An 18,861-nucleotide genomic window follows, 5' to 3' on the forward strand; every position below is an offset into this window, starting at 1 on the left:
TGAGCCAGGATCAAACTCTCCGTGAATGTTTACCCGTAATCGGGTGCACACACACGAGAGCGGAACAACCGGTCGGAATAAGACCCGTTGTTCACAGCGTCCTCGCTGTGTAATTGCCTGCCCGAATGTCACCGAAGCGACCCGTGCAGGACTTTTCAAAGGAACCACCAACCTGCCGAAGCAGGCCGGGGTATCAACATATCTGGCGTTGACTTTTGGCACGCTGTTGAGTTCTCAAGGAACGGACGCTTCCTTCGGTCCGGTTTCACCGGGGCCCTCCGGGCGCTTCCCTTCGTTCTTGCGTTTCCGACTCTATCAGACTCTTTCGCGTCCGATTCCCGGCCGAAGCGGGTCAAGCAGTTTTCGCTTTCCAGGTTCTTCGCTTTCGCGTTTTCCCTTTCCGGCGAGTCCGACTTTACCAGACTCATTTACGTTCCGTTTCCGGTCCGTAGGTGAATTCCGGCGGCCTGTCGAATGGCCTTGCCTTTCGGCGTGTTCACTACGTTAGCCGATTCCCTTGGCAGCTCATAATCGAGCCGAGAGGGCGAATTACGGGCATGCCGAATTCGCACCCGCCAGGGTGAGTCGTAGGTAGTGGTTTGGCCGCTTCGAGTGGCTCGGTGCGGTCCGATGGACCGTGCCGAGAGCTGTACCCGTGTCAAGCGGCTCGGACTACATTAGGCGTGCGCCGATGGCGCGTCAAGTCGCCTGGTGGCTCGCCCTGCGGCGCGGTGCGTGGGCGCGGTACGGGCTCACCGTGCGGTCTCCCTCGATCCAGAAGCGCCACGGCTGGTGGGCCCCGTCGCCGCCCACCCCGGTGCGGGGGCCGTTGCGTACGAGGTCCCGGGGCGGCGGGGTGCCGTGCAGTACGGACAGGGCCGGGGCGGGGCCGTCGAAGAGGTCGCTGCCGTTCAGGTCGCGGTCGACGTCGAGGGCGGTGGCGAGGCGGGCCGGGCCTTTGGCCAGTTCCTCGTCCGTGCGGGCGGAGCGGCGTCGGTCGCGGGCCAGGCCGGTGCCGACGTTGATCTCGCCGGCCCGGAGCAGGACTCCGCTCGCGTGGCCGTCCGGGCCGCAGACCAGGTTGAGGCAGTGCCACATCCCGTACGTGAAGTAGACGTACGTGTGACCGGGCGGGCCGAACATCACGCCGTTGCGCGCCGTGCGGCCCCGGAAGGCGTGCGAGCCCGGGTCGGCCTCACCGGCGTACGCCTCCACTTCGGTCAGGCGCAGCTCGATCGTGCCCCCCGGGCCCCGGCGGACCAGCGTGCGGCCCAGGAGATCGGGGGCGACGTCCAGGACGGGCCGGTCGAAGAAGTCGCGCGTCAGGGGGGCGCGGTCCGGGCTCTCGGTCATGTCGACCGAGGGTACTGGGATCGCGCATACGGGAACCGGCTACCGTCGTGGCGCGTATGTAGGGGTCAGGACCAAGAAGGAGTGACTATGGGCTTCAAGCGGCTGCTCGCGAGCATGGGTGCCGGCGGTGCCTCGGTGGAGACCGAGCTCACCGAGGTGAACGTCGTCCCCGGTGGGGTCGTCCAGGGCGAGGTGCGGATCCAGGGCGGTTCGGTGGCCCAGCAGATCGAGGGGCTCTCCGTCGGCCTGCAGGCACGGGTCGAGGTCGAGAGCGCGGACCAGGAGACCAAGCAGGACATCGAGTTCACCAAGCTGCGGCTCGGGGGCGCGTTCGAGGTGCAGGCGGGCGCGGTGCACGTGGTGCCGTTCGGCCTGGAGATCCCGTGGGAGACCCCGATCACGACGTTCGGCGGCCAGCAGCTGCGCGGGATGAACATCGGGGTGACCACCGAGCTGGAGATCGCCCGTGCGCTGGACTCCGGTGACCTGGACCCGATCAACGTGCACCCGCTGCCGGCTCAGGAGGCCATCCTGAACGCCTTCGGCCAGCTGGGCTTCGGCTTCCGCAGCGCGGACATGGAGCGCGGTCACATCCGCGGTACCCGCCAGCGCCTGCCGTTCTACCAGGAGATCGAGTTCATCCCGCCGACGCAGTACCGCGGACTGAACCAGGTCGAGCTGACGTTCGTCGCCGACGACCGCGAGATGGACGTCATTCTGGAGATGGACAAGAAGCCGGGTCTGTTCAGCGAGGGCAGCGACTCCTACCGCGCGTTCCAGGTGGGGCTGCACGACTACCAGCAGACCGACTGGGCGGCGTACCTCAACCAGTGGCTCGCCCAGGTCGGCGGACAGCGCAACTGGCTCTAGGGAGCGGCGCCGCCCCCTAGGGTCGGGTGGGAAGGCAGACGAACCGATCAGGAAAGGTGCGAGACGTGACCGAGCCGAAGAGGGCCCCACTGCCGCACGACTTCCATCCGGAGGTTCCGGCGTTCACCGTGGTGAGCGACGATCTCGCACCGGGGGCCGTGCTGGGCGACGCCCAGGTGCTTGCGTCCGGGAACACTTCGCCGCAGCTGCGGTGGGAGGGGTTCCCCGAGGGGACCAAGAGCTTCGCCGTGACGTGTTTCGACCCGGACGCCCCGACGGGCAGCGGGTTCTGGCACTGGGTGCTCTTCGACGTCCCGGTCTCGGTGACGGAGCTGCCGGCCGGTGCGGGCGGCGGGGAGTTCGCGGGGCTGCCCGAAGGGGCCGTCCAGGCCCGTAACGACTACGGGTCCAAGGACTTCGGGGGCGCCGCGCCGCCGCCCGGGGAGAACCACCGCTATGTGTTCACCGTGTACGCGGTGGACACCGAGAAGCTCGGGATCGACAGCGACGTGTCGCCCGCGGTGGCCGGATTCAATCTCCGGTTCCACACGCTGGGACGTGCGCAGCTGGTCGGTACGTACGAGGCTCCCGTCGGCGATTAGTTCGTTTGCTGTTTGCCCTGCTCTGGTCTTGGAGAGATCAGAGCAGGGCATTTTTATTGCGTTGTCCATCGCGGCCTGCCCAGCCAGAGTTGATCCGGGCCTGCCAGGGGGCGGGCGGCACACGGGAGGTGGGCAGGATGCGTGACACGTTGGTTCTCAACGCGAGCTTCGAGCCGCTGTCGACAGTGACACTCAACCGTGCGGTGGTCCTGATCCTGACGGACAAGGCCGTCGTCGAGCAGTCGCATCCCGAGCTCCGTATGCGTGGTGCCGCCGTGGACATTCCGGCGCCCCGGGTGATCAGGCTCTGCCGGTACGTACGGGTGCCGTTCCGAAGACAGGCTCCGTGGTCCAGAAGGGGTGTGCTGATACGGGACCAGCACCGGTGTGCGTACTGCGGGCGTCGGGCGTCCACCGTCGACCACGTGGTGCCGCGCGCCCAGGGCGGGCAGGACACCTGGCTGAACACGGTGGCCTCGTGTGCCGATGACAACCACCGCAAGGCCGCCCGGACGCCGGAGCAGGCGGGGATGCCGTTGCTGAAGCAGCCGTTCGTGCCCTCCCCCGCCGAGGCGATGCTGCTGGCGATGGGGGCCGGCGACCGCTCGGCGCTGCCCGAGTGGCTCGACCGGGCAGCGGCGGCGTAGGGCGTGGCGGTGACCGTGTGACGCGGCTGCGTGGAGCCGTGGCGTAGTCGCCGTACGCCTGGTGGCGGATGTGTGGGCCCGTCCCTGTGAGGGGGCGGGCCCACACGTTTCAGCGGAGCAGCAGTTGGACGATGGCCACCGTGCCGACGGCCACGATGAGGGCGCGCAGGAAGGTGGGGCTCAGCCGGCGGCCGACCTTGGCCCCTATCTGGCCGCCGATGGCCGAGCCGACCGCGATGAGGAGGACGGCCGTCCAGTCGAAGTGGGCGACGAAGAGGAAGAACAGCGCGGCGATGCTGTTGACCACGGCGGCCAGGACGTTCTTGACGGCGTTGAGGCGCTGCATCGTGTCGTCGAGCAGCATGCCCATCAGGGAGAGGTAGATGATCCCCTGGGCGGCGGTGAAGTAGCCGCCGTAGACGCTGGCGAGCATCAGGCCGGTGAACAGGAGCGGGCCGCCGTCGGGGCGGGCCTGGGCGCCGGTCCGGTCGCGGCGGCGCTGGACGGCTTTGCTGATGCGTGGTTGCAGGATCACCAGGACGAGCGCCAGGGTGACCAGGACCGGGACGATGGTCTCGAAGGCCGTGGAGGGCAGGGCGAGCAGCAGGGTCGCTCCGCAGAGGCCGCCGATCGCCGCGCCGACGCTCAGTTTGAGGAGGCGTCGGCGCTGTCCGGCGAGTTCCTTGCGGTAGCCGATGGCCCCGCTGATGGATCCGGGGATGAGGCCCAGCGCGTTGGACACGGTCGCGGTGACCGGGGGGAGGCCGGTGGCGAGCAGGACGGGGAAGGTGATCAAGGTTCCCGAGCCGACGATCGTGTTGATCGTGCCCGCGCCGACTCCGGCCGCGAAGACGGCGATTATTTCCCAGATGGACAAGGCCATCTCCTTCGGTGGTCAGTGACGCCTCCCCGCCATCAAGGTCGAGGGGCCTCACTGATCATGCACGAAGAGGCTCGGGGGTCAGGAGACCGGGGGTTCCTCGCGTCGTTCCACCGCGGGGGCACCCGAGTTGCCTCCGTTGCCGTTGCCTCCGTTGCCGCCGTTGCCGTTGCCGCCGGTGTTGAAGCCGGGCATGCCGCCGCCGAGGTTCCCGAAGGCTCCGCTGAGTCCCTTGAGGGCGTCGCCGATCTCGCTGGGCACGATCCAGAGCTTGTTGGCGTCGCCCTCGGCGATCTTCGGGAGCATCTGGAGGTACTGGTAGGAGAGGAGCTTCTGGTCGGGGTCGCCGGCGTGGATGGCCTCGAAGACCGTGCGGACGGCCTGGGCCTCGCCCTCGGCCCTGAGGGCGGAGGCCTTGGCCTCGCCTTCGGCGCGCAGGATCGCGGACTGCTTCTCGCCCTCGGCGGTGAGGATCTGGGACTGCCGGATGCCCTCGGCGGTGAGGATCGCGGCGCGCTTGTCGCGGTCGGCGCGCATCTGCTTCTCCATCGAGTCCTGGATGGAGGTCGGCGGTTCGATCGCCTTGAGCTCGACGCGGTTGACGCGGATGCCCCACTTGCCGGTCGCTTCGTCGAGGACTCCGCGCAGGGCCGCGTTGATCTCCTCACGGGAGGTGAGGGTCCGCTCCAGGTCCATTCCGCCGATGATGTTGCGGAGGGTGGTGACGGTGAGCTGCTCGATCGCCTGGATGTAGCTGGCCACTTCGTAGGTCGCGGCGCGGGCGTCGGTCACCTGGTAGTAGATGACGGTGTCGATGTTGACGACCAGGTTGTCCTGGGTGATCACCGGCTGCGGCGGGAAGGGCACCACCTGTTCACGGAGGTCGATCCGGTTGCGGATCGAGTCGATGAACGGGACGACGATGTTCAGGCCCGCGTTCAGCGTGCGGGTGTAGCGGCCGAACCGCTCCACGATGGCGGCGCTGGCCTGCGGGATGACCTGAATCGTCTTGATCAGGGCGATGAAGACGAGCACCACCAGAATGATCAGAACGATGATGATCGGTTGCATCGTGTCTCTCGTGCCCTTCGTTGGCCGGCGGATCGCGGTGATCGGGGTCGGTCCTCATGTGCGGCCGGTGGTCGGTGCGTTGCGGGCCGAGCCGGGTTCTCATGATGATCGACATGATCGACTTCGAGTCTGGCAGACCTCGGCCCGCCTCGTGCACGCTTCGGTCACATGACGACGGCCGTCGCTCCGTCGATGTCCACGACATCGACCTGGCTGCCGGGTTCGAAGACCTGGTCGGTGTCGAGCGAGCGGGCCGACCAGACCTCGCCGGCCAGCTTGATGCGGCCGCCGGAGGCCGACACCCGTTCCAAGACGACCGCCTGACGTCCTTTCAGGGCGTCGATGCCGCTGGCGTGCCCGGTCTGTCCGGCCCGGTGTCTGGCGGCGATCGGGCGCACGACGGCGATCAGCGCGACCGAGACCAGGACGAAGACCAGTACCTGGGCGACGATTCCGCCGCCGAGGGCGGCGACGGCCGATGCGGCCACTGCCCCGACGGCGAACATCCCGAATTCGGGCATCGCGGTCAGGACGAGGGGGATGCCCAGTCCCACCGCGCCGATCAGCCACCACACCCATGCGTCGATGTCCACATGGTCATCGTAGGACTGTCGGTGCGTCACCGACAGGGCGCACAGGTGGCCAACTCCGGTGAAGGGCTTACGGATCGTGGTGCGAGGGCGGTCGCGGCCGCCGGGGCGGCCCCGGGGTGGGCGGAGGGGGCGTCAGGAGAGCGGCAGGCCGTGGGCGGTGTAGCGGTCGCCGGTGTGCTCGACGATGAGCGGCAGGCCGAAGCAGAGGGAGAGGTTGCGGGAGCTGAGCTCGGTCTCCATGGGGCCGGCCGCGAGGATCTTGCCCTGGCGGATCATCAGGACGTGGGTGAACCCGGGGGCGATCTCCTCGACATGGTGGGTGACCATGATCATGGAGGGGGCGAACGGGTCGCGGGCGAGGCGGCCGAGGCGACGGACGAGGTCTTCGCGCCCGCCGAGGTCGAGTCCGGCGGCGGGCTCGTCGAGGAGCAGCAGCTCGGGGTCGGTCATCATGGCGCGGGCGATCAGGGTGCGCTTGCGCTCTCCTTCGGAGAGCGTGCCGAACCTGCGGTCCAGGTACTCGGTCATGCCGAGGCGGTCGAGGAAGGCGCGGGCGCGCTCCTCGTCGACGGCCTCGTAGTTCTCGTGCCAGGTGGCGGTCATGCCGTAGGCGGCGGTGAGAACCGTCTGGAGCACCGTCTGGCGCTTGGGCAGCTTGTCGGCCATCGCCACGCCTGCCACGCCGATCCGGGGCCGCAGTTCGAACACGTCGGTCCCGACGCCGCCGAGCTGCTCGCCGAGGATCGTGGCCGTTCCCCTGCTCGGGAAGAGGTAGCTGGACGCGAGGTTGAGGAGGGTCGTCTTGCCGGCGCCGTTGGGGCCCAGGATGACCCAGCGCTCCCCCTCCTTGACCGACCAGGAGACGTCGTCCACCAGAGCGCGTCCGTCCCGGACCACGGATACGTCCACCAGCTCCAGTACATCGCTCATGGCGCGTTGTCTCCCCAAGCAGTCTCGTCGATCGTCGCGTGCCGGTGGGCACGGCTCCCAGGGAAAACCTACGCCACCGCGCGAGTGCTTCCGGCGTGAGGTCCGTTCCGCAGGCGTTCCCTAGGCTGTCGGCATGCTTGTCGAACCACGTTCAGGGTTGTTGGCCGCCTGGGGAAACGCGTTGCTGGCGGGACTCGTCTCGCCGGACGAGGCGGTCCTCGCGATTGTCGGACAGGACGCGGTGCACCGCGTCGAGGGGGTGCCGGGTGAGTCGGGGCCGGTGGGGCTCACGCTGGCGCTCGGCCGGCTGAGGGGTCTGGGAGCGACCGGTTTCCGGGTCGCGCTGCCGGTGCCGGGGCATCCGCTGGGGCTGAGCGGTCCGCCCGATTTCAATGCGCGGGCGCTGGAGGCCCAGGAGGCGGTGGTCGCGTACGGGGTGCCGTACGGACTGGTGCCGGAGGTGAGCGAGGTCGGGCCGGAGGGGGATCTGCACGTCGAGGTGGTGTGGCGGGTGCTGCCGGTACGGGAGGCGCCGCCCGCGGACGTCCCGTCGCTGGGCGAGGCGGAGCGGGAGCTGGCGGAGGCGTTGCGGGATGCGACGGCGGCGCTGTCACGGCTGGACGTGGCCGGGTCCGGGCCCGTGGCGGAGGCGGCGATGGATGCCTACCGGGCGCGGGCGGAACGGGGGCGCGAGGTACTGGCGCCCGGCTATCCGCCGCGGGCGGTGCGGGTGCTGGAGATGGCGCAGCGGGTGGGCCTGCTGGTCTCGGTGGCGTACGAGAACGGGCACGGGGGTGCGGTGAGCGCGTCGGAGATCGCGGCGCGGGGGGAAGCGTTGCGGCCGGTGGAGCGGATCGCTCGGCGGGCTCAGGTGGCGGCGTACAACGCGTATGTGGAGGGCGGTGAGGTGCGGCGGTAGGGCCGCGGGCCTTCTGTCCTCGAGCCCGGACGGGCTGACCGGCTGGGCCTGGGCGGCTGGAAGAGGGGGCCCCGGCCCGGGGGTTTGTCGGGCCCGGGGCCCCCGCGTCCAGGGTTCCGTCCTCGGATGCCGGACGGACTGGGACGGGGTGGGTCAGTGGTTGAGGCCGAGGTTGCCGAAGGCCGGGTTCAGCAGGCCCACCACGTTGACCGTGTTACCGACCACGTTCACCGGGACGGCGACGGGAACCTGCACGAGGTTGCCGCTGGCGACACCCGGGGAGTGGGTGGCCACGCCGTGGGCGTCGGCACCGCTGTGGCCGGTGGCGGAGGCCGCTCCGGCGCCGGCGGCGATGAGCCCGCCCGCGATCATGGTGACGGCGGCGGCCTTCTTCAGGTTCTTCACTTCAGGATCCTCCTAGAGAGGCTGCGGCGAGCCGCCGCAGCACGCTCTGGAGAACGCCGTGCGGTCCGGAAGGATGCGCCGTTCGGGTGACATACACCCGACAGTATGAATCTCAGCCCGGACGGGAACCCGCCGCGGCGGCGACGTCAGCCCGCCGCTCCGTGGCGTACCGCCCACAGCGCCGCCTGGGTCCGGTCGGACAGATCGAGCTTCATCAGGATGTTCGACACATGGGTCTTGACCGTCTTCTCGGAGAGGACGAGCGCACGCGCGATCTCGCGGTTCGAACGGCCGTCCGCGATGAGGCCGAGCACCTCGCGTTCACGTTCGGTCAGGGTGCTCCCCCGGCCCGTTCCGGTCCCCGCGTCCTCCTGGGCGAGCAGCGCCCCGGCGACCTCCGGCTGGAGCAGGACGTGACCGGCGTGGACGGAGCGGATCGCCCCGGCCAGGGCGTCCGGGTCGACGTCCTTGTAGACGTAGCCGGAGGCTCCGGCGCGCAGGGCGGGGACCACCGTGCGCTGTTCGGTGAAGCTGGTGACGATGAGGACCTTGGCAGGGTTGTCGAGCTCCCGGAGACGGCGCAGGGCCTCGATGCCGTCGGTGCCGGGCATCTTGATGTCCATCAGCACGACGTCGGGCCGGAGCTCCTCGGTCCGGGCCACGCCCTCCGCGCCGTCGGACGCCTCGCCGACGACCTCTATGTCGTCCTGGATCTCCAGGAACGTACGCAGTCCGCGGCGGACGACCTGATGGTCGTCGACCAGCAGCACCCTGATGATCTTGTCAGCCACCGGGGACCTCCATCTCGATCGTGGCGCCCTTGCCGGGCTCCGAGGCAACGGTGAGTCGGCCGCCGACGCTGCTCGCCCGGTGGCGCATGGAGACGAGGCCGAGGTGGCGGCCCGCCCGCCGGACGGCGGTGGGGTCGAAGCCGCTCCCGTCGTCGGTGACGCGCAGGACGGTGGCGGTGCCGCGGCGGGCCAGGGTGACGCTCACGCGCTCCGCCCCGGAGTGGCGCAGGGCGTTGTGCAGGGCCTCCTGGGCGACCCGGAGCAGCGCCTCCTCCTGGGCGGCGGGCAGGGCGCGCACTCCGCAGCTCTCGAAGGCGACCTCGGCGGTGTGCGCCCGGTCCAGGACCTGGATCTGGGTACGGAGGGTGGCGATGAGCCCGTCCTCGTCGAGGGCGGCCGGGCGCAGCTCCACGACGGCGGCCCGCAGCTCGTCGACCGCCTCGGCGGCGAGGACGGCGACCTGCTGCATCTCGTCCTTGGCGCGGGCGGGGTCGCGGTCGACGAGGGCGGTGGCGGCCTGGGCGGTGAGACGGAGCGAGAACAGTTTCTGGCTGACCGCGTCATGCAGCTCGTGGGCCAGGCGGGAACGTTCCTCGGCGATGGTCAGCTCGCGGCTGCGCTCGTAGAGGCGGGCGTTGGTCAGGGCGATGGCCGCGTGCTGGGCGAGGATCGAGAGCAGTTCCTCGTCCTCCGCGGTGAAGCCGCAGCCGCCCTCGGGCTTGGGGCACTGCTTGTTGGCGAGGAACAGGGCGCCGATGATCTCGTCGCCGTCCGTGATGGGCAGGCCGAGGAAGTCGGACATGTCCGGGTGGGCGTCGGGCCAGCCCCCGAAGCGGGGGTCCTCGCGGACGTCGGCGAGGCGTTCGGGCTTCGCCTGGTGGAGCATCGCGGCGAGGATGCCGTGCTGGCGGGGCAGCGGGCCGATGGCCTTCCACTGTTCGTCGCTGACCCCGTCGACCACGAACTGCGCGAAGCCGCCGCGGTCGTCCGGGACGCCGAGGGCCGCGTACTGGGCGTCGAGCAGCTCGCGGGCGGAGGCGACGATCGTCTTGAGGACGTCGCCCACTTCGAGGTGCCGGCTCATGGCGAGCAGTGCGGCACTCACCGCGGCGAGGCCCGACGGTGGGCGATGGCTCATGGGATCACCGTACCGGCGGGGTCGCGCGGCCGTATCGGGCCGGGGTCGGTGGTCGGCGGGCGGGGGCCTAGGCCCGGCCGGCGGGCCCCTCCGCCCAAGGTCCTAGGACCTCTCGGGACCTACGACCAAGTGCCGGGTACGGGTGCGGCTCACGGGCGAGGCGTGGTGCGGCCGGGGCTTCCTACGGTGAAGGCGCCGGGGTCTCCCGGCGGACGCCGAGCAGGGAGAGGGGACGGTCACCATGCCGGTCGCGATGATCACGGGCGGTTCGAAGGGGCTGGGGCGCGCGCTGGCGGCGGCGCTGGCGGGTCAGGGGTGGGACCTGGTGCTGGACGCCCGGACCGCCGGGGTGCTGGCGGACACGGCAGCGGAGCTGCGCGGCCGGTACGGGACGCGGGTGGTGGCGGTGCCGGGGGACGTCACGGACGCGGCGCACCGGGCGGATCTGGTGGCGGCCGCCGGGGCGCTGGGCGGTCTCGACCTGTTGGTGAGCAACGCGAGCGCCCTGGGGACGGAACCGCTGGTCCGGCTGGACGCGCTGCCGTTGGAGGGGCTGCGGCGGGCGCTGGAGACGAATGTCGTGGCGGCGCTCGGTCTCATACAGGAGGCGTTGCCGTCGCTGCGGGCCTCGGAGGCGGGGGCGGTGGTCGTGATCAGCTCGGACGCGGCCGCGGAGCCGTATCCGACCTGGGGCGGTTACGGGGCGTCGAAGTCGGCGCTGGACCAGCTGGCGGCGGTGCTGGGCGAGGAGGAGCCGGGGCTGCGGGTGTGGGCGGTCGACCCGGGCGACATGGCGACGGAGCTGTACGCCGCCGCGGTACCGGAGGAGGCGGACGAGCCCCGGCCGTCGCCGGAGAGCGTGGCTCCCGCGTTCCTGCGCCTGCTGCGGGGGCGGCCGGCCGGTGGGCGGTTCTCGGCCCCCGCCCTGCTGGAGGGCCCGGCGGGACCTGGCGGAGGTCCGCGGTGAGCGCGCAGGGGTGGCGGGCGGGCGGGGTGCGGACGGGCGGGGTGGACCCGGACCGGAGCGCCCCGGACCGGATGGCCCCGGGCGGCCCGGTGGCCCTGGAGGCGTTGCGGGTTCCGGAGGCTCTGTCGGCCCGGGTGCCGGCCGAGCAGCGGGGTGCGGGGCGTGATGACGTACGGCTGCTCGTGTCGCGGGGGCGGGCGGTCTCGCACCATGCGTTCCGGGAGCTGCCCGGGGAGCTGCGGGCCGGGGACGTGCTGGTGGTGAACACGTCCATGACGTTGCCCGCCGCGGTGAACGGGCGGGTGGGCGGGGAGCGGGTCGTCGTGCACTTCTCGACGCGGGGTGCGGACGGCCGGTGGGCGGTGGAGCTGCGGGCTCCCGGCCGGGCGGGGGTCACCGGGCCCCGGCCGGGCGGTCCGGCGGGCGCGGTGGTGCGGCTGCCGGGCGGGCGGGCGCTGGTGCTGGAGGAGCCGCTGGGGCCTACGACGGGGGCCCGGCTGTGGTGGGCGCGGGTGCCGGAGCCGGTGGCGGAGCTGTTGCGGCGGTACGGGCGGCCGATCCGGTACGGGTACACAGAGCGGGATCAGCCGCTGTCGGCGTATCGAACGGTGTTCGCGACGCCGTCGGGCGACGGGAGCGGTTCGGCGGAGATGCCGAGTGCGGCGCGGCCCTTCACGGCCGCGCTGGTGGCGGAGCTGGTCCGCCGGGGGGTGTTGTTCGCTCCCCTGTCGCTGCATACGGGGGTGTCGTCGGCGGAGGCGCACGAGCCGCCGTACCCGGAGCGGTTCGCGGTGCCGGCGGCGACGGCCTGGCTGGTGAACGCGGTACGGGCGGCGGGCGCCGGGCGGGTGATCGCGGTGGGGACGACCGCGGTGCGGGCGCTGGAGTCGGCCGCGGGGGCGGACGGGGTGGTGCGGCCGGTCGCCGGGTGGACGGATCTGGTGGTGACGCCGCGGCGGGGCGTGCGCGTGGTGGACGGCCTGCTCACCGGGCTGCACGAGCCGCAGGCCTCGCATCTGCTGATGCTGGAGGCGGTGGCGGGGCGCGAGGCGCTGCGCCGCGGGTACGAGGCGGCGCTCCAGGAGCGGTACCTCTGGCACGAGTTCGGGGACGTCCACCTCATCCTGTCGGATGAGGAACGTAACGCTCTGGATTGCTTCAGCAACGAATGGTGAGACCGTTACGTCGCCGATGTGAGCCCAGGCATAGGGCCTACGTCACTTACGAACGTACCTAGTGGGCATATAAGGGCGATTTGAGCAGGCGTAAGTAGGGGTCATTTCGGGCGAACGGGACCCTGCTCCACTACTCAGCTTCGTACGTCACACCTTTGCCTCAGGATTTTGCGGCCGCTAAGAATTGCTCTCGTCCCCGACGGAGGTGCGCATCACCGCCTCCGGTCTCGTCCTCCGTGAGGACACCTGAGCATTCGAAGAGGTAGCCCTACATGTCTGCGACTCGCATACCCAGCCGTGTCCGTCGTCTGAACAAGGTCCAGAAGATCTCCGTGGCCGGTGTGTCGGCCCTCGGCGTCGCCGCCCTGACCTTCTCGCTCGTCCCGTCGAACGCCGAGGCCGAGATCGCCCCGCAGGCCGCGGCCGCCGCCGCGCCCGTGGCTTTCACCAACGCCGCCGGATCCGCCCAGGCCAAGACCGTCCAGAACAGCATGATCGAGCAGCACTCCACCGCGGAGAAGCTGGTGAAGGCCGCCGACGCCGCCAAGGCGAAGGCCGCCGCCGAGACCAAGGCCGCCGCCGCGAAGGCCAAGGCCGCGTCCGAGGCGAAGGCCAAGGCCGCCGCCGACGCCAAGGCGAAGGCGAAGGCCGCCGCCGACGCGAAGGACAAGGCCGCCAAGGCCAAGGCGGACGCGAAGAAGCGCGGCACCGAGGCCGCGAACCGCTCCACCGCGCGCAAGCCCGTCTACGCCAACAACCTGGACGGCTGGATCCGCGAGGCCATGTCGATCATGAAGAAGGAAGGCATCCCCGGCTCCTACGAGGGGATCCACCGCAACATCATCCGGGAGTCCAGCGGTAACCGCTGGGCCATCAACAACTGGGACATCAACGCCCAGAACGGCATCCCGTCCAAGGGCCTGCTCCAGGTGATCCAGCCGACCTTCGACCGCTACCACGTGGCGGGCACCAAGAAGGACCTGTACGACCCGGTCGCCAACATCGTCGCCGCCTGCAACTACGCGGCCGACCGCTACGGCACCATGGACAACGTCGACAGCGCGTACTGAGTCCAGCCCATCTCACGCCGGAGGCCGGCACCCCGCGGGGTGCCGGCCTCCGGCGTCGTTCCGCCACGGCGGACGTCACGGACTACTTGCGCATGACCTCGGGCTCATGGCGCCGCAGCAGGCGGGCGACCGCGATACCGCAGATCACGCCGAGCGCGAGCAGGACGGTGATGTTGATGCCCCACTGGCCCGCGGTGTGCTCCCACAGCGGGTCGAGGTCGGTGGGCTTCTTCGGGTCCCACGGCGGCATCAGATGCGCCAGGTCCAGCGTGGTACCGGCCGCGGCCATCGCCCAGCGGGACGGCATCAGCCAGGCGAACTGCTCCAGGCCGGGCGACCCGTACACCTGGAAGAGCACGCCGGTGAAGACGACCTGGATGATCGCGAACATGACCAGCAGCGGCATGGTCTTCTCGGAGGTCTTCACCAGCGAGGAGATGACCAGGCCGAACATCATCGAGGTGAAGCCCAGCGCGATGATCGAGAGGCAGATCTCGACGGCCGGCGGCATGATCAGGCCCTCCGCGGGCAGATCGCGGGTGGCGAAGCCGATGCCGCAGATGATCACGCCCTGGAAGGCGGTGATCACGCCGAGGACGATCACCTTGGACATCAGGTACGCGGAGCGGGAGAGGCCGGTGGCCCGCTCCCGTTCGTAGATGACCCGTTCCTTGATCAGCTCTCGTACGGAGTTGGCGGCGCCGGAGAAGCACATGCCGACCGCGAGGATCAGCATGATCGTTCCGGCCTTGCCGTTGAACCGGGACGGCGGATCGGGCTCCGCGAGACCGAACTCCGCCGGGATGACCACGCTGACCACGCCCAGCACGGCGGGCAGGATCAGCATCAGGCCCATGAAGCCCTTGTCGGACGCGATGACGGAGGAGTACCTCCGGATCAGCGTCCACAACTGCGCCATCCAGCCCTGCGGCTTCGGCGGGCGCATCTGCTGCGGGGGCGGCATGTTGACCGGCTGGGCCGCGACCGCGTCGATGTCGGCGGCGTACATCTGGTAGTGCTGCGAACCGCGCCAGCGGCCCGCCCAGTCGTAGTCGCGGTAGTTCTCGAAGGCGGAGAAGACGTCGGCCCAGCTGGTGTAGCCGAAGAAGTTCAGCGCTTCCTCCGGCGGACCGAAGTAGGCGACGGAACCGCCGGGGGCCATCACCAGGAGCTTGTCGCAGATCGCCAGCTCGGCGACCGAGTGCGTGACCACGAGCACCGTGCGGCCGTCGTCGGCGAGGCCGCGCAGCAGCTGCATGACGTCGCGGTCCATGCCCGGGTCGAGACCGGAGGTCGGCTCGTCCAGGAAGATCAGCGAGGGCTTGGTGAGCAGCTCCAGGGCGACCGATACGCGCTTGCGCTGGCCGCCGGAGAGCGAGGTGATCTTCTTGTCCTTGTGGATGTCGAGCTTGAGCTCGGCGAGGACCTCGGTGATCCGGGACTGGCGCTCGGCCTCGGTGGTGTCCGCGGGGAAGCGGAGCTTGGCCGCGTACTTGAGGGCCTTGGTGACGGTCAGTTCCTTGTGCAGGATGTCGTCCTGCGGGACCAGACCGATGCGCTGGCGCAGCTCGGCGAACTGCTTGTACAGGTTTCGGTTGTCGTAGAGGACGTCACCCTGGTTGGCGGGCCGGTAGCCGGTGAGCGCCTTGAGCAGGGTGGACTTTCCGGAGCCGGACGGGCCGATGACGGCGATCAGCGACTTCTCGGGGACGCCGAAGGAGACGTCCTTGAGGATCTGCTTCCCGCCGTCGACCGTCACCGTGAGGTGGCGGGCGGAGAAGGAGACCTCACCGGTGTCGACGAACTCTTCCAGCCGGTCCCCGACCAGCCGGAACGTCGAGTGGCCGACGCCGACGATGTCGTTCGGGCCGATGAGGGCCGAGCCGGACTTGTGGAGCGGCAGACCGTTGACGTACGTGCCGTTGTGCGAGCCGAGGTCGCGGATCTCGAAGCGGCCGTCGGGCGTCGCGTGGAACTCGGCGTGGTTGCGGGAGACCTGGAGGTCGGAGACGACCAGCTCGTTCTCCAGCGCACGACCGATGCGCATGACCCGGCCGAGGGCCAGCTGGTGGAACGTGGTCGGGCTGCGGTCGCCGTAGACCGGCGGCGCCCCCGCGGCACCGCCCTGTCCCGGTCCGGCCGGATGCCCGGGGTTCTGCTGGTGCGGCACCTTCTGGTGCGGCGGCTGCTGGTGCGGGACCTGCTGCTGAGGCTGCTGCCAGGCCTGGTGCTGGGCAGGCGCCTGGTGCTGCTGCGCGGGCGCCTGGTGCGCAGGGGCCTGGTGCTGCTGCGCGGGCGCCTGGTGCGCAGGGGCCTGGTGCTGCTGCGCGGGCGCCTGGTGCGCGGGCGCCTGGTGCTGCTGCGCGGGGGCCTGCTGTCCGGGCCAGCCCGCGCCGCCGCCCTGCGGCTGCTGGTGGGGCTGCTGCACGGGAGCCTGCTGGGCACCGGCCGCGGCGGCGGCGCTGAGGCTCACCCGGGGCCCGTCGGTGGCGTTGCCCAGGTTCAGCACGGAGCCAGGGCCGATTTCCACCTGCTGGACGCGCCGGCCCTGCACATAGGTGCCGTTGGTGCTGCCGTGGTCCTCGATGAACCAACTGCGGCCGCTCCAGCTGATCGTGGCATGCCGCCACGACACTCTGGCGTCGTCGATCGGCAGGTCGCCCTGCGGATCGCGACCAAGGGTGTATGACCTGGACGGATCGAGCGTCCAGGTGCTGCCATTCAATTCCAGTACGAGTTCCGGCACTCCGCGCCCCACTAGTTGTCCCCCGATTTTCCCCCGTCGCAGGGAGTCTAGGGATGCTGAACATCGTGGGGAACTATTCCAGGACCAGTCCCCGATCCGAAAGTCGGGCGGGTGAAGAGCGGGCGGAGACCTGCGCGGACCCCTCGATAACGGGGGGTGAAAAGACAACGGACCGGAAGAAGACGGGATGAAGAACCGGTTACCGGCCAGAGAATGTTCAGTGACTTCATAACGGTGAAAACAGGACACCCGGCGTGGCCGGACACAAGACCCGTACCGGCCAGATCAGCGACTTCTCCCGCACCCGGGCGCAGACCGCGGCCCGACGCCGTGAGCGGGGCCGGTCCCCTCCGTCCCGGCACTCGGGACGAGCGGCCGCGGAAGGCGGCCGGACCGATACGGTGGGAGCACCATGAGCGCATCTCAGCCACCTCAGCCCCCCTCGTCTCCTGAGCCCTCTGAGTCCCGTCGGATCGGTGAGATCGGCGACGGGCCCCCTCCGGGCAGCGACGCACCCACGCTGCTCGTCAAGATCTTCGGCAAGGACCGTCCCGGCATCACCGCCGGGCTCTTCGACACCCTCGCCGCGTACGCGGTCGACGTCGTGGACATCGAGCAGGTCGTCACCCGTGGCCGCATCGTGCTGTGCGCCCTGGTCACCTCACCCACCGCGGGCGGGACCACCGAGGGCGATCTGCGGGCGACCGTGCACAGCTGGGCCGACTCCCTGAAGCTGCAGGCCGAGATCATCTCGGGCATCGGCGACAACCGCCCGCGCGGTGACGGCCGTTCCCATGTGACGGTGCTGGGGCACCCGCTCACCGCGGAGTCGACCGCCGCCATAGCGGCCACCATCACCTCGACCGGCGGCAACATCGACCGCGTCTTCCGGCTGGCGAAGTACCCGGTGACCGCGGTCGAGTTCGCGGTGTCGGGGACCGGCACCGCGGAGCTGCGGACCGCGCTGGCGACCGAGGCCGCGGAGATCGGCGTGGACGTCGCGGTGGTCTCGGCCGGACTGAGCCGCCGGGCCCAGCGGCTGGTGGTCATGGACGTCGACTCCACGCTGATCCAGGACGAGGTGATCGAGCTCTTCGCGGCGCACGCGGGCTGCGAGGACAAGGTCGCCGAGGTGACCGAGCAGGCGATGCGCGGCGAGCTGGACTTCGAGCAGTCGCTGCACGCCCGGGTCGCGCTGCTGGCCGGCCTGGACGCCTCGGTGGTGGACAAGGTGCGCGCCGAGGTGCGGCTCACCCCCGGCGCCCGCACCCTGATCCGTACGCTGAAGCGGCTCGGCTACCAGGTCGGCGTCGTCTCCGGCGGCTTCACCCAGGTGACGGACGATCTCAAGGAGCGGCTCGGCCTCGACTTCGCCTCGGCCAACACCCTGGAGGTGGTGGACGGCAGGTTCACCGGCCGGGTCGTCGGCGATGTGGTGGACCGGGCGGGCAAGGCCCGGCTCCTGCGGAGCTTCGCCGAGCAGGCGGGGGTGCCGCTGGCCCAGACGGTGGCGATCGGGGACGGGGCGAACGATCTCGACATGCTGAACACCGCCGGGCTCGGCGTCGCGTTCAACGCCAAGCCGCTGGTCCGCGAGGCGGCGCACACCGCGGTGAACGTGCCGTTCCTGGACACCGTGCTCTATCTGCTGGGCATCACCCGCGAAGAGGTCGAGGCGGCGGACGGTCTCGTCGACTGACGGCGGACGGAAGAGGGCCCCGGCACGGGGAACGTGCCGGGGCCCTGCCTGTTCTCGGTGCTCAGCGGTACGGGGCGCTCAGCCGGTACGGGGTACGCAGCCGTGCCGCACGCGTTCAGTCGTTGGGCGTCCAGTACTCGATGAGCTTGCCCGCGCCGTGCTCCACGCTCTTCCAGGTGCCGGGGAACTCCACCACGGCGTAGGCCGCGGTGGAGAAGCCGTCCCGGGTCATCCGGGCCAGGGCGTCGCCGTCGGCCGAGCCGGAGAGGGCGTCGGCGGCCCCGTGCATTCCGGGGTTGTGGCCGATGACCAGGAGGTTGCGCACCTCGTCCGGGGTCTCGTTGAACAGGGCGATCAGTTCGCCGAGGGAGGCCTCGTACAGCCGCTCCTCGTAGACGGTCCGGGGGCGCTGGGGGAATTCGTGGACCGCCAGCTTCCAGGTCTCCCGTGTCCTGGCGGCACTGGAGCAGAGGGCCAGATCGAAATCGATGCCGGAACCGGCGAGCCTGCGGCCGGCCACGGGCGCGTCCTTGCGGCCGCGCTCGGCCAGCGGACGCTCATGATCGGAAGCCTGTGACCATTCCGCCTTGGCATGCCGGAGAAGGACGATCCTGCGAGGTGTCTCGACGCTCATACACCTCAGCTTCGCATGAATTGCGGCCTCTGGCGCAGGGTGTTGACGGGCTCGTCCGGGGAGTTGGCGCGCTGGTCCGGGGCGGCTTCGTCTCAGCGGGACACCAGCTGGAGGGTCCGCTCGATCAGCTGTCCGAGCGCGGGGTCGCCGGTGGCGGCCTGGGCCTGCCCGGGGCTGAGGATCATCAGCAGCAGAGCGGCGAACGCGACGGCGGGCAGGGCGACGGCCCACCACGGCAGCCGGATCTCGACGCCGTCGGCCGCCGGTCGATGGGGCCTGGTGTGCGTCGGTGCCGGCATGTCCGCCTCCGTCAAGTCATCGGGTCGTTACCGAAGAACCTACGGACCCGGGGCGGCCGGCCCCATCCGGTG

The 18,861-nt window shown here is 70.5% G+C and carries 19 protein-coding genes; 8 read left to right on the forward strand and 11 right to left on the reverse strand.

What is annotated here, in order from left to right; all coding sequences use genetic code 11:
* Positions 1-699: 699 nt before the first annotated feature.
* A complete protein-coding gene (locus ACH4UK_RS00005) occupies positions 700-1,353 on the reverse strand; it encodes a DNA-3-methyladenine glycosylase (RefSeq protein ID WP_398353795.1) in 654 nt (217 codons plus the stop codon).
* An 87-nt stretch (positions 1,354-1,440) separates the two neighbouring features.
* On the opposite strand from ACH4UK_RS00005, the gene ACH4UK_RS00010 reads away from it, so the two are divergent.
* The 3 genes from ACH4UK_RS00010 (at position 1,441) to ACH4UK_RS00020 (ending at position 3,472) form a co-directional block, all read left to right on the forward strand.
* On the forward strand, positions 1,441-2,223 hold the full coding sequence (locus tag ACH4UK_RS00010; protein ID WP_398353796.1) for a sporulation protein: 783 nt from the start codon (positions 1,441-1,443) through the stop codon (positions 2,221-2,223).
* Positions 2,224-2,288: 65 nt separating this feature from the next.
* Positions 2,289-2,825 carry a YbhB/YbcL family Raf kinase inhibitor-like protein gene (locus ACH4UK_RS00015; protein WP_398353797.1) on the forward strand — a complete coding sequence of 179 codons (537 nt, stop codon included), beginning with the start codon at positions 2,289-2,291 and terminating at the stop codon, positions 2,823-2,825.
* Between the two features lie 137 nt (positions 2,826-2,962).
* Positions 2,963-3,472 (forward strand): HNH endonuclease, encoded by a 510-nt coding sequence (locus tag ACH4UK_RS00020; RefSeq protein WP_398353798.1) that lies wholly within the window; start codon positions 2,963-2,965, stop codon positions 3,470-3,472.
* Positions 3,473-3,581: 109 nt separating this feature from the next.
* Here the strand turns inward: ACH4UK_RS00020 and ACH4UK_RS00025 are convergent, their stop codons facing one another.
* The 4 genes from ACH4UK_RS00025 to ACH4UK_RS00040 all read right to left on the reverse strand — a co-directional run bounded on the left by ACH4UK_RS00025 (position 3,582) and on the right by ACH4UK_RS00040 (position 6,946).
* The gene (locus ACH4UK_RS00025) at positions 3,582-4,349 is read right to left on the reverse strand and encodes a sulfite exporter TauE/SafE family protein (protein WP_398353799.1); all 768 of its coding nucleotides are present in this window, start codon (positions 4,347-4,349) and stop codon (positions 3,582-3,584) included.
* 84 nt (positions 4,350-4,433) lie between these two features.
* Positions 4,434-5,423: an SPFH domain-containing protein gene (locus ACH4UK_RS00030; protein ID WP_398353800.1), complete on the reverse strand. Its 990-nt coding sequence runs from the start codon at positions 5,421-5,423 to the stop codon at positions 4,434-4,436.
* Between the two features lie 164 nt (positions 5,424-5,587).
* Positions 5,588-6,016: an NfeD family protein gene (locus tag ACH4UK_RS00035; RefSeq protein ID WP_398353801.1), complete on the reverse strand. Its 429-nt coding sequence runs from the start codon at positions 6,014-6,016 to the stop codon at positions 5,588-5,590.
* 132 nt (positions 6,017-6,148) lie between these two features.
* Positions 6,149-6,946, reverse strand: a complete 798-nt coding sequence (locus tag ACH4UK_RS00040) for an ABC transporter ATP-binding protein (protein WP_398353802.1) — start codon at positions 6,944-6,946, stop codon at positions 6,149-6,151.
* 133 nt (positions 6,947-7,079) lie between these two features.
* Here ACH4UK_RS00040 and ACH4UK_RS00045 point away from each other — a divergent pair, with 133 nt between their 5' ends.
* Entirely contained in the window at positions 7,080-7,865 is a 786-nt protein-coding gene (locus ACH4UK_RS00045) for a hypothetical protein (protein ID WP_398353803.1), read from the forward strand.
* 153 nt (positions 7,866-8,018) lie between these two features.
* Here ACH4UK_RS00045 and ACH4UK_RS00050 read toward each other — a convergent pair whose 3' ends face one another.
* The 3 genes from ACH4UK_RS00050 to ACH4UK_RS00060 all read right to left on the reverse strand — a co-directional run bounded on the left by ACH4UK_RS00050 (position 8,019) and on the right by ACH4UK_RS00060 (position 10,199).
* Positions 8,019-8,270, reverse strand: coding sequence for a chaplin family protein (locus tag ACH4UK_RS00050; RefSeq protein ID WP_371622721.1), 252 nt, complete (start codon positions 8,268-8,270; stop codon positions 8,019-8,021).
* 146 nt (positions 8,271-8,416) lie between these two features.
* Positions 8,417-9,061 (reverse strand): response regulator, encoded by a 645-nt coding sequence (locus tag ACH4UK_RS00055; RefSeq protein WP_398353804.1) that lies wholly within the window; start codon positions 9,059-9,061, stop codon positions 8,417-8,419.
* Entirely contained in the window at positions 9,054-10,199 is a 1,146-nt protein-coding gene (locus tag ACH4UK_RS00060) for a GAF domain-containing sensor histidine kinase (protein ID WP_398353805.1), read from the reverse strand. Before ACH4UK_RS00060 ends, ACH4UK_RS00055 begins: the two co-directional genes overlap by 8 nt.
* 241 nt (positions 10,200-10,440) lie before the next feature.
* Between ACH4UK_RS00060 and ACH4UK_RS00065 the strand changes: the two genes are divergently transcribed.
* From ACH4UK_RS00065 to ACH4UK_RS00075, 3 genes are all read left to right on the forward strand, one after another.
* On the forward strand, positions 10,441-11,166 hold the full coding sequence (locus ACH4UK_RS00065; protein WP_398353806.1) for an SDR family NAD(P)-dependent oxidoreductase: 726 nt from the start codon (positions 10,441-10,443) through the stop codon (positions 11,164-11,166).
* A 71-nt stretch (positions 11,167-11,237) separates the two neighbouring features.
* Positions 11,238-12,341, forward strand: a complete 1,104-nt coding sequence (locus ACH4UK_RS00070) for an S-adenosylmethionine:tRNA ribosyltransferase-isomerase (RefSeq protein WP_398354898.1) — start codon at positions 11,238-11,240, stop codon at positions 12,339-12,341.
* 272 nt (positions 12,342-12,613) lie between these two features.
* Positions 12,614-13,411, forward strand: a complete 798-nt coding sequence (locus ACH4UK_RS00075; RefSeq protein WP_398353807.1) for a transglycosylase SLT domain-containing protein — start codon at positions 12,614-12,616, stop codon at positions 13,409-13,411.
* An 82-nt stretch (positions 13,412-13,493) separates the two neighbouring features.
* Here ACH4UK_RS00075 and ACH4UK_RS00080 read toward each other — a convergent pair whose 3' ends face one another.
* A complete protein-coding gene (locus ACH4UK_RS00080) occupies positions 13,494-16,169 on the reverse strand; it encodes an FHA domain-containing protein (RefSeq protein ID WP_398353808.1) in 2,676 nt (891 codons plus the stop codon).
* Between the two features lie 400 nt (positions 16,170-16,569).
* Here ACH4UK_RS00080 and serB point away from each other — a divergent pair, with 400 nt between their 5' ends.
* Positions 16,570-17,856 (forward strand): phosphoserine phosphatase SerB, encoded by a 1,287-nt coding sequence (serB, locus tag ACH4UK_RS00085; RefSeq protein WP_398353809.1) that lies wholly within the window; start codon positions 16,570-16,572, stop codon positions 17,854-17,856.
* Positions 17,857-17,971: 115 nt separating this feature from the next.
* Here the strand turns inward: serB and ACH4UK_RS00090 are convergent, their stop codons facing one another.
* Together ACH4UK_RS00090 and ACH4UK_RS00095 are read right to left on the reverse strand one after the other, a co-directional pair.
* On the reverse strand, positions 17,972-18,490 hold the full coding sequence (locus tag ACH4UK_RS00090; RefSeq protein WP_398353810.1) for a SixA phosphatase family protein: 519 nt from the start codon (positions 18,488-18,490) through the stop codon (positions 17,972-17,974).
* A 92-nt stretch (positions 18,491-18,582) separates the two neighbouring features.
* Entirely contained in the window at positions 18,583-18,789 is a 207-nt protein-coding gene (locus ACH4UK_RS00095) for a hypothetical protein (protein ID WP_398353811.1), read from the reverse strand.
* Between the last annotated feature and the right edge of the window lie 72 nt (positions 18,790-18,861).

This window comes from Streptomyces sp. NPDC020884 (assembly GCF_044333935.1).
Lineage (GTDB): Bacteria > Actinomycetota > Actinomycetes > Streptomycetales > Streptomycetaceae > Streptomyces.